General features: G+C 70.0%; 13 protein-coding genes. 9 read left to right on the top strand and 4 right to left on the bottom strand.

Annotated features, from left to right (window positions below; all coding sequences use genetic code 11):
• The first annotated feature begins 120 nt into the window (after positions 1-120).
• From D9T14_RS09760 to D9T14_RS09750, 3 genes are all read left to right on the top strand, one after another.
• The gene (locus D9T14_RS09760; RefSeq protein ID WP_119162105.1) at positions 121-924 is read left to right on the top strand and encodes a helix-turn-helix domain-containing protein; all 804 of its coding nucleotides are present in this window, start codon (positions 121-123) and stop codon (positions 922-924) included.
• Positions 921-1,571, top strand: coding sequence for an alpha/beta fold hydrolase (locus D9T14_RS09755; RefSeq protein WP_119162106.1), 651 nt, complete (start codon positions 921-923; stop codon positions 1,569-1,571). Before D9T14_RS09760 ends, D9T14_RS09755 begins: the two co-directional genes overlap by 4 nt.
• A 318-nt stretch (positions 1,572-1,889) precedes the next feature.
• Complete coding sequence (locus D9T14_RS09750) at positions 1,890-2,681, top strand: helical backbone metal receptor (RefSeq protein WP_119162107.1); 792 nt, start codon at positions 1,890-1,892, stop codon at positions 2,679-2,681.
• Between the two features lie 24 nt (positions 2,682-2,705).
• Here the strand turns inward: D9T14_RS09750 and D9T14_RS09745 are convergent, their stop codons facing one another.
• From D9T14_RS09745 to D9T14_RS09735, 3 genes are read right to left on the bottom strand one after another with little or no spacing between them, the layout of a single operon-like run.
• Positions 2,706-3,284 carry a TetR/AcrR family transcriptional regulator gene (locus D9T14_RS09745; RefSeq protein ID WP_119162108.1) on the bottom strand — a complete coding sequence of 193 codons (579 nt, stop codon included), beginning with the start codon at positions 3,282-3,284 and terminating at the stop codon, positions 2,706-2,708.
• Between the two features lie 9 nt (positions 3,285-3,293).
• Positions 3,294-5,225, bottom strand: coding sequence for an AMP-dependent synthetase/ligase (locus D9T14_RS09740; protein WP_119162109.1), 1,932 nt, complete (start codon positions 5,223-5,225; stop codon positions 3,294-3,296).
• Between the two features lies 1 nt (position 5,226).
• Positions 5,227-6,021 carry a deoxyribonuclease IV gene (locus tag D9T14_RS09735; RefSeq protein WP_119162110.1) on the bottom strand — a complete coding sequence of 265 codons (795 nt, stop codon included), beginning with the start codon at positions 6,019-6,021 and terminating at the stop codon, positions 5,227-5,229.
• A gap of 308 nt (positions 6,022-6,329) precedes the next feature.
• On the opposite strand from D9T14_RS09735, the gene D9T14_RS09730 reads away from it, so the two are divergent.
• The 4 genes from D9T14_RS09730 (at position 6,330) to D9T14_RS13940 (ending at position 11,595) form a co-directional block, all read left to right on the top strand.
• Entirely contained in the window at positions 6,330-9,617 is a 3,288-nt protein-coding gene (locus D9T14_RS09730) for a DEAD/DEAH box helicase (RefSeq protein WP_170175615.1), read from the top strand.
• A 155-nt stretch (positions 9,618-9,772) separates the two neighbouring features.
• Positions 9,773-10,114: a helix-turn-helix domain-containing protein gene (locus D9T14_RS09725; RefSeq protein ID WP_119162112.1), complete on the top strand. Its 342-nt coding sequence runs from the start codon at positions 9,773-9,775 to the stop codon at positions 10,112-10,114.
• Positions 10,111-10,944, top strand: coding sequence for an ImmA/IrrE family metallo-endopeptidase (locus D9T14_RS09720; protein WP_119162113.1), 834 nt, complete (start codon positions 10,111-10,113; stop codon positions 10,942-10,944). Before D9T14_RS09725 ends, D9T14_RS09720 begins: the two co-directional genes overlap by 4 nt.
• Positions 10,945-11,238: 294 nt before the next feature.
• Entirely contained in the window at positions 11,239-11,595 is a 357-nt protein-coding gene (locus D9T14_RS13940; protein WP_197720612.1) for a PIN domain-containing protein, read from the top strand.
• Between the two features lie 90 nt (positions 11,596-11,685).
• On the opposite strand, the gene D9T14_RS09710 is transcribed toward D9T14_RS13940, so the two are convergent.
• Positions 11,686-12,378, bottom strand: coding sequence for a response regulator (locus D9T14_RS09710; RefSeq protein WP_119162114.1), 693 nt, complete (start codon positions 12,376-12,378; stop codon positions 11,686-11,688).
• A gap of 229 nt (positions 12,379-12,607) precedes the next feature.
• Here D9T14_RS09710 and D9T14_RS09705 point away from each other — a divergent pair, with 229 nt between their 5' ends.
• Together D9T14_RS09705 and D9T14_RS09700 are read left to right on the top strand one after the other, a co-directional pair.
• Entirely contained in the window at positions 12,608-13,807 is a 1,200-nt protein-coding gene (locus D9T14_RS09705) for a sensor histidine kinase (RefSeq protein WP_126464132.1), read from the top strand.
• 84 nt (positions 13,808-13,891) lie between these two features.
• Positions 13,892-14,533, top strand: coding sequence for a hypothetical protein (locus D9T14_RS09700; RefSeq protein WP_119162116.1), 642 nt, complete (start codon positions 13,892-13,894; stop codon positions 14,531-14,533).
• Positions 14,534-14,536 lie beyond the last annotated feature (3 nt).

Below are 14,536 nucleotides of genomic sequence, written 5' to 3'. Positions count from 1 at the left end.
CGCTGTGCACACGAGGCGTGCCGCAACGGATCGTTGCGCCCATTCCAGTGAGGATTGGCGGCCGATCGATGGCCCGCTGGCTACTGTTGTCCCAGACCCGAGGAACAGGAGGCGAGTGACATGACCCCCGGTGAGAAGATACAGCGGCTGAGAAGGCAGCAGGGGCTCTCCCAGGAGGCCCTGGCGGAAAGGATCACGGTCACCCGGCAGACCATTTCGAAATGGGAGTTGAACCAGTCCTCACCGGACCTGTTCTTCATCGCCCAACTCAGCGACATATTCAACGTGTCCTCCGATTATCTCATCAAGGACGACATGGTCGAGCCCGACGAGCTGCCCGTCAGGAAGCGGAACTACAGATTGTCCGAGCGCAGCAGGCGCATTCTGCTGGTGAGCTTCTCCGCGGCAGCGTTGACCGCGATCTGCGTGTGCCTGATCTGTGATTACTTCACTGCGGACGAGCTGTCCTGGTCCCTCATCGCCGCCACATCCATCGTCGCGGGATGGCTCATACTGATCCCGGGCCTGACGGCCAGGACGAGGCCTGTCCTGAGGACGCTGCTCATGGCGAGTATCGTTCCCGTCCCGCTGCTCGCACTGCTGTCCGTGCTGCTGCAGAAATCCGTCATCCTCACCCTGGGCGCCTGCATCTCGCTGGTTGCGGTCGCCACCCTGTGGGCGGTGTACGGAATCTTCCGTAGGTTCTGGCCGAACTGGTACCGGGCGGCCGGTTTCTCCCTCCTCGTCATGATCCCCGTTCCAATAGCAATCACTCACCTGGCGGCCGCGTTCCTTCAGCAAGGCACCCGCGATCTCACATCGGAGATCTTCAACAGCGCCATCACCCTTGTCCTCGCTCTCGTCTGCTTCGGATTGGATTTCGTCGATCGCCACCGCATGGACGAGGAAGCCGACCAGAGATGAGAACCGTTCTGCTGCATGGATTGGGCCAGACGGCCAAGGACTGGGATGGCGTGATCACCCGGATTCCCGCCGGTGAGGTGGACTGCCCGGAATTGTTCGCCGAGACGACCGGCGAGGTCAGCTACTCCCGGATGCTGGCCGATCTGGAACACCGGTATGCGGGCACGACGGAGTCGCTTCGCCTCTGCGGGCTCTCACTGGGGGCGATGCTCGCCATGGACTACACGATCCGGCACCCCGACGAAGTGGCTTCGCTGGTTCTCATCGGGGCGCAGTACAGGACACCCCGCCTGCTCATGGGCCTTCAGAACCTCCTGTTCCGGTGCATGCCGGGCAGGTCCTTCAGCGGCATGGGCATCTCCAAGAGTGAGGTGATCGAACTGGCCCGGTCCATGCGGTCACTGGATCTCACGCCACGGTTGGGCGAGATCGTGTGCCCGGTGGCGATCCTGTGCGGGGGAAGGGACCGGGCGAACCTGAAGGCGTCGAGGCGGCTGCAGAAGCTTCTGCCGCAGGCGACGCTCCATGTCGTGCCCGGGGCGGGCCATGAGCTCAACCGGGCTGCGCCAGATGCCATCGTTGACGTCCTCGATCCTGGGGCGCTCGGGGGCGCCGACGGGTCTTCTTGGACCAGCACGAGCCAGTGACCGGCTTGGGAAAACAACTCCGTGTCCCCGCTCCTGCGTGGGTTCTTGATCCGGGTCCTGCACCGCACGGCCAGGAGTTCATCCCACGGCTCGGCAGGGTTCGAGAAGTCCCTCGGGAGCCGCGCGCGGCAATGCGTGTGCCCCATGAAACTCATTCATGAGGATCGGACCGGGGCCGCACTCCACGCCAAGTGCCCGCCGGCTGAAACCATGAACGTTTTCCCCGCACGGGCCCTGCCGACAGCCGCCGTCCGGCACCCTGCGGCGCGTGGCCACACGGTGTGCCAGAGTGGGATCCGGCAGCGCGGGGAGGGGACCATGGCGACCGACGATCTCGGGTACACCGTCGAACCGGCCGCGCTGCCCCGACGTGTCGTCAGCCTGGTGCCCTCACTCACCGAGGCCCTCGCCTGGAGCTGTCCCGAACGCATCGTCGGAGCCACCGAGTTCTGCGTCCGCCCGGCCGACCTGGCCGAGCGGGCCGGGCACGCCGTCCGCCGGGTGCGGGGCCCGAAGAACCCCGACCTGGCGGCCATCACCACCCTGGCACCCGATCTGGTCGTCGCAGCGCGGGAGGAGAACCGCCGCGCCGACGTCGAGGCGCTGCGCGCGGCCGGCGTGGCCGTGTGGGTCACCGACGTGGACAGCGTCGACGGCGCCCTGGCGAGCCTGCGTCGGCTCCTGGGCGAGGCGCTCGGCCTGACCCCGGAGCCCAAGTGGCTCGCGGCGGCCTCTCGCGCCTGGAGCGCACCGGACGAGGAGCCTGGCGCGCGCGTCGTCGTGTGCATCTGGCGCGACCCGTGGATGGTCGTCGGGCCCCGCACCTACGCGGCAGACCTGCTGCGCCGCTCCGGTTTCCCGCTGGCGCCGCTCGACGTCGCGGGCTGGCGGTCCGCGCGTTACCCGGCCGTCACCGTCGAGACGATCCAGCGGGCCGGCGCCGATGCCGTCGTCCTGCTCGACGCGCCCTATCCGTTCACCCCGGACGACGGGCCCGAGTGCTTCCCCGGCCACGACGTACGGATCCTGCCCGAACGCCCGGTGGTCTGGTACGGCCCCGCCATGGTCGACGCCCGCGCCCGGATCCGCCGGCTGATGGGGCGCGGTTGAGCGGACCGGGCGGGGAGGATGCCGTCAGCCGGCCACCGCTGCCGCGAGCATCGCACGGCCCTGGACCTCGTAGGCTGCCTCGTCGAAGTCGTCGACGAGGGCGCGCTGGGTGGCGAACCCGAGGATCAGCCCGACGAGCATCTCGGCCAGGCCACGTACCCGCTCCTGCGGCAGGCCCTGGTTGCGGGCCCACGAACCAAGGGTCAGGTCGAGTCCGTCGCGCAGCTGGCTGAACTCGGCGCGCAGCGCCCGGCCCAGTTCGTCGTCGCTGAGGCCGCCCGCGCCGAGCTGGACGAGCAGTTCACCCAGTTCGGGGCCGAAGCGCAGCGCCTCGACCGCGTAGCCGAACAGGTCTGCCGGGGATGCGGGGTTGTCGAAGTACTCGGTGATGGCGGTCATCGGCCAGTGGAGCGCCTGCCGGGCGGTCTCGACGATGATCTCCTGCTTACTGCCGAAGTGGTGGTAGATCGCCCCCGTCGAGGTGCCCGAGGCCCTGATGATGTCCGCCACCGACGTGCCGCTGACGCCCTGTCTTCCGATGAGATCGGCAGTCGCCTCGATGATCGCCTGGCGGCTGCGGATGCTTCGAGGCTGTTCGGGCACGCCGCCAGTCTACGCAGCCGGGCCCACCCCGGTCTCCGCCGCCGCGCGCCCCTGGTCCACCCCGAGGCTCCTGTCGCGCCGCTCGGAGAAGCGGGCGTACATCTGGTCGATGACGTCGGCGAAACGCCGCTCGACCTCCCGTCGCTTCACCTTCAACGTCGGGGTGAGAAGGCCGTTCGCGATGGAGAACTCCTCGGGTGACAGGTGCAGCTCCCTGAACTGCTCGTGCTTGGGCAGCGAGCCGGTGAGCCGGGCCGCACGGGCCTTGACCTCCTCGACGACGCGCGGGTTCGTGAAGAGCTCGTTGACGTGGCCGTACTGGATCTGCAGTTTCTCGGCGATCTCACCCATCGTGGGCAGCGAGGGTTTCACCAGGAGCGTCAGGAACGGCCTGTCGTTGCCGAGCAGGACCGCCTGCTCGAACAGGGGGTCGGCCTGCAGCAGCGCCTCGATGGGCTGGGGCGCGATGTTCTTGCCTCCCTTGGTGACGATGATGTCCTTCAGCCGGTCGGTGATGAACAGATAGCCCTTGTGGTTGATCCTGCCGGCATCACCGGTCCGCAGCCAGCGGGTGCCGTCCTCGTCTGTCCAGAAGGCCCGGTCCGTGGCCTCCTCGTCGCCCCAGTAGCCGTCCATGAGGTTGGGGCCGGTGTAGAGGATCTCGTTCTCGGGGCCGATGCGCAGCCGCCCGCCGCTCATGACCCGTCCGACGCTGCCGCGCTGCCAGTGCGAGTGCGAGTTGAAGGAGATGAGCGGGGCCGCCTCGGTCATGCCGTAGCCGTTGAGGATCTGCAGCCCGGCCGCGCCGAAGAACAACGCGGCCTCCCGCGAAAGGGGAGCACCGCCGCTGACGAGCATCTTCTTCGGGCCGCCGATGGCGCCCCGGATCTTGCTCAGGACGAGCCGGTCGGCCGCGAGCAGTTTCGCGCGGTCGCGCAGCGACGGGTACTCGCCGTTGTTGTACGCGGCCTGCACCCTGGCGCCGACACCGATCGACCAGTCGAAGAGGCGCTTGCGGAGCCGCGATCCGGCGGCCTGTTCGCGGGCCATCGTCATGATCGTCTCGTAGAGCTTGGGGACGGCGACCACCATGGTCGGGCGCGCCAGCGGCATGAGTTCGGCGATGCTGCGGGTGTCGGTGACGTAGGTGTTCATGCAGCCGTGCGCCCACAGATAGGCCGTCCAGGCCCGTTCGAGGGCGTGTGAGAGGGGCAGGAAGCACAGCGAGTGCTCGGCGGGACCGATGTCGAATATCTCGTCGAGGGCCCGGAACTCGGCGATCATCGCGCGGTGGGCGAGCATGACGCCCTTCGGTTCGCCGGTGGTGCCCGAGGTGTAGATGATGCTGTACAGGTCGTCGCCGGTGGCCGACGCCAGCCGGGCATCGACCTCGGCCGCAAGGGCGGTGTCGGCGGGTTCACCGGCGGGCGCGAAATCGGCGAGCCAGCAGAACTCGCCGTCCCAGGCTGTGCCGTGCCGGGGGTCGTCGTCGCACGGGTCCATCGAGACGACCAGGCGCAGGCTCGGTACCGAGGTGGCCGCCTCGATCATGGTGGCGGTCTCCTGGGCGCTACCGGCGAAGGCGGCGACCATCTGGCAGTCGCCGGCGATGTGGGCGGCCTGCTCGGGCGTGTTCGTCGCGTAGATCGGCACCGGGACGGCGCCGATGTACTGGCAGGCCAGGTCGGCCTGGGTCCACTCGGGACGGTTGCGGGCGTAGATACCGACACGGTCACCGGCGGTGATGCCCTGCCGGAGCAGTGCGCAGGCGATCTGGGTGACGCGTTCGTCCAACTCGCGGTAGGTGGCGATGTCCCAGACCGCGCCCTCGTCTCCGACGCGCACCCGGGTGGCCGGACGGTGGCTGTAGCGGGCGGCCGCGGCCTTGAACATGAGAGCGACGTTGTCCTGCGCGTAGTGCAGCGGGCGGTGGTGTGACATGTCAGATCCTCGCTCGCAGCCAGGCGATGTCGGCGGCCTGGGCCTCGGCCCCGCCGGGGGTCTCGACGATGGCGGGTGCCCCGGCCGTGGCGACGATGCGTGCGATGGCCTCGGCGTCGGCCAGGCCCTGGCCGAGATTGGCGTGCCGGTCCGCACCGGTGCCCGGTTCGTCGCGGGAATCGTTGGCGTGCACCAGGTCGATGCGTCCGGTGACGGCCATGACCCGCTCGACGAGGCCGTCGAGCCCCAGCCCGGCGCCGTGGGCGTGGCAGGTGTCGAGGCAGAAGCCGATCCTGTCGCCGCCGTCGACCGCCCCGAGCGCCGTCCACAGCCTGTCGAGGGACTCCAGGCGGCGGGCCATGGCGTGCTGCCCGCCCGCCGTGTTCTCGATGAGGATCGGTACCTTGGCGTCCAGCCCGTCCACGGCCTTGACCCAGTTCGCGTAGCCGGCCTCGGGGTCGTCCTTCGCCGTGACGTGGCCGCCGTGGACGACGACCCCGATCGCGCCGAGTTCGGCCGCCATGTCGACGTGCTTCTGCAGCAGGCGGCGGCTCGGCACCCGGATGCGGTTGTTGGTGCTGGCCACGTTGATGACGAAGGGCGCGTGGACGACGAGCATCAGGTCCGCCGCCTCGGCGGCGGCACGCAGCGCCTGCGGACCGCCCTCGTAGTCGAGGACCGGCCCCTTCCAGCTCTGCGGGTCGCCCAGGCTGATCTGGGCGACCTCGGCGCCGCGCACGGCAGCCTCACCAACGGGGTCCTTCTCGTCGACGTGAGAACCGATCCGAACTGACATACCGTGAGCCTAGTGGGCGGGGCGCGTACACCCAGCGTGAGGGAGGCCGAACCGCGCAACGAGGGGGGAACGGCCCGGGTCGGTGTCCCCCGCCGGGCACGGTGCACCTGGCTCGGCGCTGGAGCCGCGTCGCAGAGACCCTGAGAGCTTCGGCGGAGTCCCCGGCCCGATTCGTGCCGCGGCGGATCAGCGCCCTGGCCGGGGCGGTGCGGTGCGGCCCGTCGGCTGGGCCGCCTGCCCGCGGCAGCACCGGCAGCCCGGCGTTCCCCACTTCGCCTCGTCCGGCAATCATGCCTAGACTTGGCCGGATGAACGCGCACCTCGACTACGATCCCGCGGCCTCGGTCCAGCTGCGCTGGCTGGCCAGGTTGAGCGATGAGATCCTGCTCAACCACTACCCGCAGCGTTCGTTCGAGCGGGGTGCCGCCTACGCCGGCCAGGCCGGTGTCGTCACCGACGTCCGGTTGGACACCGCGACGCTGTCGGGACACGTGCAGGGCACCCTGTCGTCGCCGTACGACACCTCGATCCGTTTCATCTGCGCGGGCCAGCGCGTCGTCACCTGGTCGGACTCGTGCACCTGCCCGAAGGGCAAGGACTGCAAGCACGCGGCCGCGCTGCTCATGAGCAGCCGTTCGGCCGCTCAGCTCGTCCTCGAGGGCAGGACCGCGGACGCGACACCGGCACCGACCAGCTCGTGGGAGCGCGCCATGGCCCGGCTGGCCCCCGAACAGGGCGGCACCCGCAAACTCGCCGTCGTCTTCGAGAGCGCCGGCATGGCCGGCTACGACTACTCCTCGTCGGGGCGCTGGCACCTGCACCTGCTGCGCACGAGCGTGGACGGCGACTGGGTGAGCAAGCGCGTGCGCTGGCGCGACCTCATCGACTCCCCCGCCATGGTGCAGGCCCGCTCCGACCAGCGCGCCGCCGTCCTGGGGCTGGCGCAGCTGCTGAGCGCCGATGACACCTACGCGATGAACCGCACGACGCTCGAGTCACTGCCGGCCGAGGTCTGGGCGCAGCTGCGCCGGGCCGTCGGCGCGGGCGTCGAACTGCTGCACGACCTGGGCGACCGCCGCCACGCCCGCGTGCACCTGGACCCGGCGAAGGCCTCGCTCTGCCTCGATCTGGCCGCATCCGGCGACGACTACGAGCTGCAGGTGCAGCTGCGGCACGAGGACCGCATCGAGCCCTTCCGGCCCGGCTGGACGCTGCTCGGCGAACCCGCCCACGGCATCCTGCGCACCGAGCCCCGCGGTGAACTGCGCCTCACCGAGCTCGACCACTCCGTCGACCAGGCGGTGCGCCCCCTGCTCGCCGCGGCACCCGCACTGGCACTGCCGGCCGCGGACCTGCCGCGCTTCCTGAGCCTGTACGCCCCGCAGCTGCGCGGGCACGTGCAGTTGACGAGCAGTGACGAGAGGGTCGACATCAACGAGCCGCCGGTCAGCGGGGTGTGGGTGCAGATCGACTTCAGCCAGCTCGGGCGGGCGTCGCTGCGCAGCGGCGTCACCCTCGCCTCGGCCGGCCACAGCACCCGGCTCGAACTCGAGCGCTGCCCTGCCGGCCTCATCAGCGACCAGACGCGCCGGCTCCTCGACCGGGTGCACGCCCTCGTCGGCGGCTTGTCGGCCGAGCTGTCCGGGCGCGCGCTGCTCGACTTCGTCGCCCACGGGCTGCCGGTGCTGGAGGCCGACCCCGATGTGCTCGTCGAGTCCATCGGGGTGCGCCCCGGCTACACCGAGCTCACCGCCGCCCCGCGGCTGAGCATCGAGATCTTCGACGACGAGCCCGACGGACCCCTCGGGGCCACCTCGGCCATCGAGGACGCCACGCTCGCCCACTCGACCGACTGGTTCGGCCTGTCGGTCGGGGTCCAGGTCGGCGACCGGCAGGTGCCGGTGACGCTGCTGCTGACGGCCATGGCCGCCGGGGACGACCACGTCCTGCTCGACGACGGGGCCTGGATCGACCTGGAGCGACCCGAGCTGGACCCGCTGCGGCACCTCGCCGACGAGGCGTCGCGTCTCGCCGACCCGGAGACCGGCCGGATGCGTCTGAGCCGCTGGGACCTGGGCATGTGGCAGGACCTGCAGGCATCCGGCGTCATCACCGCCGCCTCGGCACGCTGGCAGCGCTCGGTCGCCGCGCTCCTGCGCCTCGACGAGACCACGCCGCCCGCCGTGCCGGGCACGATCGGGGCCGAGCTGCGTCCCTACCAGGTCGAGGGCTACCAGTGGCTGAGTGCCCTGTGGACGGCCGGGCTCGGCGGCATCCTCGCCGACGACATGGGCCTGGGCAAGACGCTGCAGACCCTGGCACTCATCGCGCGCGCCAAGCAGGACGGTGAGCTGACGCACCCGGCGCTGGTCATCGCCCCCACCTCGGTCATGGCCGCGTGGACGGGCGAGACCGGCAAGTTCGCGCCCTCGCTGCGGGTCGTCGTCATCGACCAGACGGCCAGCAAGTCCGGTGTCCCGCTCGCCCGGGCGGTCGAGGACGCCGACATCGTCGTGGCCTCGTACACGCTCGTGCGGCTGGACGAGGCGAGTTTCACCTCGCTCGAGTGGGGGCTGCTCGTGCTCGACGAGGCGCAGTTCGTCAAGAACCACACCGCCAAGACCTATTCCATCGTGCGGCGCCTGCTGGCGCGCATGCGGCTGGTCATCACCGGCACACCGCTGGAGAACTCCCTGATGGACCTGTGGAGCCTGCTGTCGATCGCGGCGCCGGGCCTGTTCCCCGAACCGAAGCACTTCCAGACCGCCTTCGCCCGCCCGATCGAGTCGGGCGAGCAGCCGGACCGGCTGGAGCTGCTGCACCGGCGCACCCGCCCGCTCATGCTGCGCCGCACCAAGGAGCAGGTGGCCGCCGAGCTGCCGCCCAAGCAGGAGTTCGTCGTGCCGATCGCGCTGAGCCGCGCCCACCGCCGCATCTACGACCGCGAGCTGGCCGCCACCCGGATGCGGGTCCTGGGCCTGCTCGACGACAATGCGCGCACGCATCGCATCGAGATCCTCGCCGCCCTCACCCGGCTGCGCCAGCTCAGCCTGCACCCGGGCCTGCTGGACAAGAGCGACCTGGCCGTCGGCTCGGAGAAGATCGACTCGCTCGTCGAACAGCTGCACTCGCTGGCCCAGGCCGGGCACCGGGCGCTCGTGTTCAGCCAGTTCACGAGCTTCCTGCGGCTGGTCCGCGACCGGCTCAGCGAGGAGCAGATCGGCTGGGAGTACCTGGACGGGCGCACCCGCCGCCGCGAGGAGCGGGTGCGGGCCTTCAAGGAGGGCGACGCGACGGCGTTCCTCATCTCGCTGAAGGCCGGCGGCTTCGGCCTCACCCTCACCGAGGCCGACTACGTCTTCGTCCTCGACCCGTGGTGGAACCCGGCCGCCGAGCGCCAGGCCATCGACCGCACCCACCGCATCGGCCAGGACAAGCAGGTGATGGTCTACCGTCTCGTGTCGGCCGACACCGTCGAGGAGAAGGTCGTGGAGCTGCAGCAGCGCAAACGCGATCTGTTCGACCAGGTGGTGGGCGACGAGGCGCTGAGCAGCGGCGCCCTGACCCTGGACGACATCCGCGGGCTGCTGGCCTGAGATGGACCCGGCCGGAAATCTGTACTCGGGGATGGTGGTGCCCTCAGTGGTGCGACCGGATGGCGTGTGACGCGAACGATCTCTTCTCAGCCAACAAGGGGCTGACGGGCGGCCACCCGTGGAGTAGAATCAAAAACTGAGGAGCGTGATTCACCATGTCTGATGTTGATGCTCGGATCGGGAGGCGGTTGGTCGAAGCACGTGAAACCCTCGGGCTGACTCAGCGTGACCTGGAGCAGTACACCGGGATCTCGCAGTCGACGATCCACCGGATCGAGGCCGGGCACCGAGAGGCATCGATCGCGGAATTGTCGGTTCTGGCTGACGCCTGCGGCGTACTGGTCGCCGATCTGCTGGGCACCAACACCCTGGCCGATCAGGTGCTATGTGCCGGCCGGACGGATGATGCTGGTTCCAAGGCCCTCGCCGACTACATGATCTATGCCTTCGGGCTGGCCCGACGCCTCGACGAGCTCGGCGTACCGGAAGTCGCGTGAGCAACGAGAGTGCTGGCCGGGAAGCGGCTGAGGAGTTTCGGCTCGAGTTCAACCTGGGTGCCGAACCGATCGTGAACATGGCGCGGCTCATCGAGCGGACGATGGGCATCGGCGTCGCCTACGTCGATGCGCCTGCGCCGGGGCATGGCATGACCATGCGCCTCGGCGATCGGTACATGATGGCGGTCGGATGCACAGTCCATCCGATGCGACTCAGGTCGACGCTGGCCCACGAGTTGGGGCACTTGCGGCTGAGTAACGTGGACCGGTATCTCGACCACGGCGACTGGGGGGAGCGCACGCCGGAGGAGATCCAGGCGGATGCCTTCGCCCGGCACCTTCTCGTCCCTCTCGATGCCGCCGATGCCGCCAAGGCCGCAGCGAACAGCGCAGCGGCCACCCTCGCCCTGCTGTCAGACCTCGTGCAGAGGTACATGGCCTCGCCTGGCATGGTGGCGATCCAGCTGCGAGAGATCGGCGCCATCGACCAGGACGCCTACCGTGAGTGGAACTCGATGACCTCGGGGAGCCTCGCTTCACAGTTCGGGTGGCGCGCGGAGTACCAGGCGCTCGTTGACCAAGCCAGGACACCTCGGGCACCGCAGGAACTCCTGGCACGAGCCACCTATGCGTACCGCTGGGATCTCATCACGCCCGCGGCCATTGCACGGCTGGAGGGCGAGCGCGACCCGCGCATTGTGGCAGCACGGTTGGAGGCGGAGGGCATTCGGCCCATGAAGACCGATGACGTCGCGCCTGCACGTCCGACGGACGCCAGTGGTGGTCTCACCGCGGAAGAGTTGGCACTACTCACGGGCGGCGCCGATTGATGCACAAACCTGACACGGACCCCTTCTTCATCTTCGACACGGCCCCCCTTTTCAAATTCCTCACCACCGATTGCGTGCGCCAGCTCTTGGCAGCCCTGGGACACCGCATTGTGAACGTCCCTGAGGCTGTGAACTTCGAAATCACTGACACACCGAAGAGACGGCGACAGTTCAAACGGGCCGCGGAGGTCTGGCCTCGGCTCCCGGACCGCTTCAAGCAAGTGCTCCCGGACAACCCGACCGATGAATTGCGGAGATGTTGCCGCAGTGTCTTCGGCATGGATTTTCGATGACATGTACGCACGCCCGAAGGACCGCGGGGAGAACATGGCTATTCTGCACGGCGTGCTGCTCGCCCGTGCGGGAAAGCAGGTGATCCTGGTCTGCGACGATGAGGCGGGCACGCGGAAGACAAGGCAGCAGGCGAGGGCACTCGCCATGCAGCACATGCAGGGCCAGCACGTCCCGGGCGGTCGGATCCAGCACGCGGACACGCTGACACTCCTGTCTTGGGCCATTGAGGCCGGCGCATTCGATTCCCAAGCCACATTCCTCACGAAGTACCAGGCGATGGCCAACCTCGACGAGGCATTGCCCAGGGATGTGAAGGTGACGGGACTGACGAAGCACCCTCCGTGGCCCTCTGTGTAATTATCGTGGCGGTTACACTGACGCATGGCGTGGCCACAAGGATGGGGTTCGAGCATGCCCCGCGGCCTGCTGGCCTGAGCCGTCCGGGTTTCAGCCGAGCCGGTGATCGTGGGCCCAGATGGCGACCTGCACGCGGTTCGTCATGTCCAGGCGGGTGAGGATCGAGCCGACGTGGGCCTTCACCGTGGTCACCTCGAGGTTCAGGCGGCGGGCGATCTGCTGGTTGCTGAGGCCCTCGGCGACCAGGGCCGCCACCTGACGCTCCCTTGCCGTGAGGGTCTGCGGGTCGCCACCGGCCGGGGCACCGGCCGGCCCGCGCCGGGCGAACTCACCGGCGAGCCTGGCCGCGGCCCGCGGCGACAGCCAGCAACCGCCGTCGGCGACGGTGCGGACCGCCCCGGCCAGCTCGTCAAGGTCGAGGTCCTTGTTCGCGAAACCGGCCACGCCCAGGTCCATGGCCGCGAACAGGTACTCGTCGAGGTCGAAGGTCGTCAGGACGAGGACTCTCGCCGGTTCCGGCGCCGCCAGGATCTGCCCGCTGGCCCACAGCCCGTCGCCGTCCGGCATCCTCAGGTCCATGAGGACGACGTCGGGCCGGACACGGGCCGCGAGCCGCACCGCCTCACGCCCCGTACCGGCCTGGCCGACCACCCTGAGCCCGGGGGTCTCGGACAGGAAATCGCCCAGCCCGCGGCGGACGATCTCCTGGTCGTCCGCGATGAGCACGGTGACCGGTTCCCCCGCGCGGGAGTGAGACCGGCCGCTCGTCGGGGTGTTCTGCATCGGCCCTCCCATCCCTGCGAGACGCCCCGGACCGGTCCGGGGCGCCGGGGCTGTCGACCGTCTCCACGATAGGGCCGGCCGGGTTGTTCGTGCAGCGGGTTCACCGGCCGGGAGCCCCTGACCTCTGTCGCCGTCACCGGCCACGGCGGCGGGCCGGGCTGCGTACAGTTCCGGTTGGAGCCCGGCTGCTCCGGCGGGCCCGGGCACGCAGGACCAGGGGGTGAGGCTCATGGCGGCAAGGCACGCCACCCCGGCAGCACGCCACGTCGCGTTCGGTACGGTGCTGGCCGGCCTCCTCACCGCGCTCAGCGTGATCGGCGGGACGACCGAGCAGGTCATCATGGGTGCCGGAGCGGTACTGCTCGGCGTCGTCTGCGCCCTGGTGCTCCCGGCCCGCCCGTTGCTGGGGCTCACGATCTGCCACGTGGCATGCCTGGCGGCGGCTCTCGCGCTGCACAATCCCTACGCGACGCAGGCCCTCGTCCAGCTGCCCCTGGCCTACTGGCTGGGGCGCCGCACGCGGGCCCGCCTCGCCTGGGGCGCCGCCGGCCTGTTCACCGCGACCACGGTCGTCATCTTCGTCCTCGCCCTGCCGGGCGATGATCCCACGCCGGTCGCTCTGCGCGCGATGATCGGATTCGCCTCAGGATGTCTCTTCGTCGCGGCACCCACGCTCACCGGCGCGTGGCTGCGCGCCGCCGACGAGCGGGCGGCAGGGGCGGAGGCCCTGCTGCGGGCCGAACGCGCCGAACGCGAGGCGCGGATCGCCAGGGCCCTTGAGGAGCAGCGTGGTCTCATGGCCCGCGAACTGCACGACGTGGCCTCCCACCACATGACCGCCGTGCTGCTCGACGCACGGCTCGCCCGGCAGATGCTGGCCAGGAACCCCCGGCGGGCCGGTGAACTGCTCGCCGAGTTGACCTCCGAGGCCTCAAGGGCCAGCGAGAACCTGCACGAGGTGGTCGGCATCCTCCGGGCCGGCTCACCGGCGCCCACCGCTCCCCAGCCGGCACTCGCCGATCTGTCCGATCTGCTGCGCGGGGCCAGGGCCATCAACCCGGACATCGTCCTCGACATGCCGACCCAGCCGCTCGTCTCGCCCGCCGTGGAGATGGCCCTGTACCGGATCGTCCAGGAATCGCTGACCAACGCCCACCGCCACGCCCCAGGGGCACGGATCGACGTCACCCTCACCGAGACGGACGGCTGGGTGGAGCTGTCGGTCACCAACGCCCGGGCGACCCGGCCGGCACCGGGTATCAGCGGCTCGGGGCTGGGCGTCGAGGGCATGCGCATGCGCTGCGAGCTGCTCGGCGGGCAGCTGATGGCGGGCCCGCACGAGGACGGCTGGCGGATCCTGGCCCGGCTGCCGCGGCGTGCCGGGCAGGACGGCGCCCGCCCGGATGCGACTCGACGTGATGCGACTTAAGGAGGAGGCCTCGGTGTCCTGATGGCCGATGACGCGCTGGTGGGCGGCCGGGCATCGTGAGAGCAGTCCACGAAGGAGCGCACCATGGCTGCCCTGCACCGCATCGTCCACCCCGTCACCGGCTACGCAGTCACCGTGCTGTGCCTGGCCGCGATGGTCTGTTACAGCCTGTGGTCCTGGGACGACATGCCCGCGCGGATCGTCACCCGCCAGGCCGCGGGACGCCACGGCAGCTCGGTGGTCTCGCGCACCGCGGCGGCCGCGGCGATGCCCGTCGTGTTGGCGGCCAGTGCCCTGCTGCTCCTGCTCGTGCCGCTGTGGAACCGCCTCACCCGGCCAATTGCGCTGCGCTCCGGCCTTGACCGGCGACACGAACGGCTGGTCTGGACCGTCGTCCTGGTGATGCTCTCGATGCTCATGCTCGCCCTGCACGTCGGCATCATCGACATGTTCACGGGCCGTGGCCCGCAGCTGCCCCAGCTGGTCGGCTGGGCCATGGCCGCCGTGCTCATCGGCCTGGCGGTCATCTGCCAGGTGCAGCGGGTGAGAGGCCGCAGGGCGATCACCGCCGCCCTCGTGACCGGCGGGGTGCTCGTGGCGGCGCTGGCCGGTGCGCTGCCCGCGGCGGCCATCGCCGTCGGAACGGTAGTCGTGCTGGGCGCGATCGTCGCCGTCGCCGTGGGGCAGCTGCGCGGCAGCGGCCTGCCGGACGGGTCCGCCCGCTAGCGT

The sequence above is a fragment of the Propionibacterium australiense genome, assembly GCF_003666605.1.
Classification (GTDB): domain Bacteria; phylum Actinomycetota; class Actinomycetes; order Propionibacteriales; family Propionibacteriaceae; genus Propionibacterium; species Propionibacterium australiense.
Note: the sequence above shows the minus strand (reverse complement) of the source record. Positions and strands in the feature narration are given on the sequence as shown.

What these genes read in the sequence shown, in the direction of transcription:
- D9T14_RS09700 (WP_119162116.1), top strand. Translation starts at nt 13,892, where the DNA reads ATGGCTGCCCTGCACCGCATCGTCCACCCCGTCACCGGCTACGCAGTC.
- D9T14_RS09760 (WP_119162105.1), top strand. Translation starts at nt 121, where the DNA reads ATGACCCCCGGTGAGAAGATACAGCGGCTGAGAAGGCAGCAGGGGCTC.
- D9T14_RS09730 (WP_170175615.1), top strand. Translation starts at nt 6,330, where the DNA reads ATGAACGCGCACCTCGACTACGATCCCGCGGCCTCGGTCCAGCTGCGC.
- D9T14_RS09740 (WP_119162109.1), bottom strand. Translation starts at nt 5,225, where the DNA reads ATGTCACACCACCGCCCGCTGCACTACGCGCAGGACAACGTCGCTCTC.
- D9T14_RS13940 (WP_197720612.1), top strand. Translation starts at nt 11,239, where the DNA reads ATGTACGCACGCCCGAAGGACCGCGGGGAGAACATGGCTATTCTGCAC.
- D9T14_RS09755 (WP_119162106.1), top strand. Translation starts at nt 921, where the DNA reads ATGAGAACCGTTCTGCTGCATGGATTGGGCCAGACGGCCAAGGACTGG.
- D9T14_RS09735 (WP_119162110.1), bottom strand. Translation starts at nt 6,021, where the DNA reads ATGTCAGTTCGGATCGGTTCTCACGTCGACGAGAAGGACCCCGTTGGT.
- D9T14_RS09750 (WP_119162107.1), top strand. Translation starts at nt 1,890, where the DNA reads ATGGCGACCGACGATCTCGGGTACACCGTCGAACCGGCCGCGCTGCCC.
- D9T14_RS09725 (WP_119162112.1), top strand. Translation starts at nt 9,773, where the DNA reads ATGTCTGATGTTGATGCTCGGATCGGGAGGCGGTTGGTCGAAGCACGT.
- D9T14_RS09705 (WP_126464132.1), top strand. Translation starts at nt 12,608, where the DNA reads ATGGCGGCAAGGCACGCCACCCCGGCAGCACGCCACGTCGCGTTCGGT.
- D9T14_RS09710 (WP_119162114.1), bottom strand. Translation starts at nt 12,378, where the DNA reads ATGCAGAACACCCCGACGAGCGGCCGGTCTCACTCCCGCGCGGGGGAA.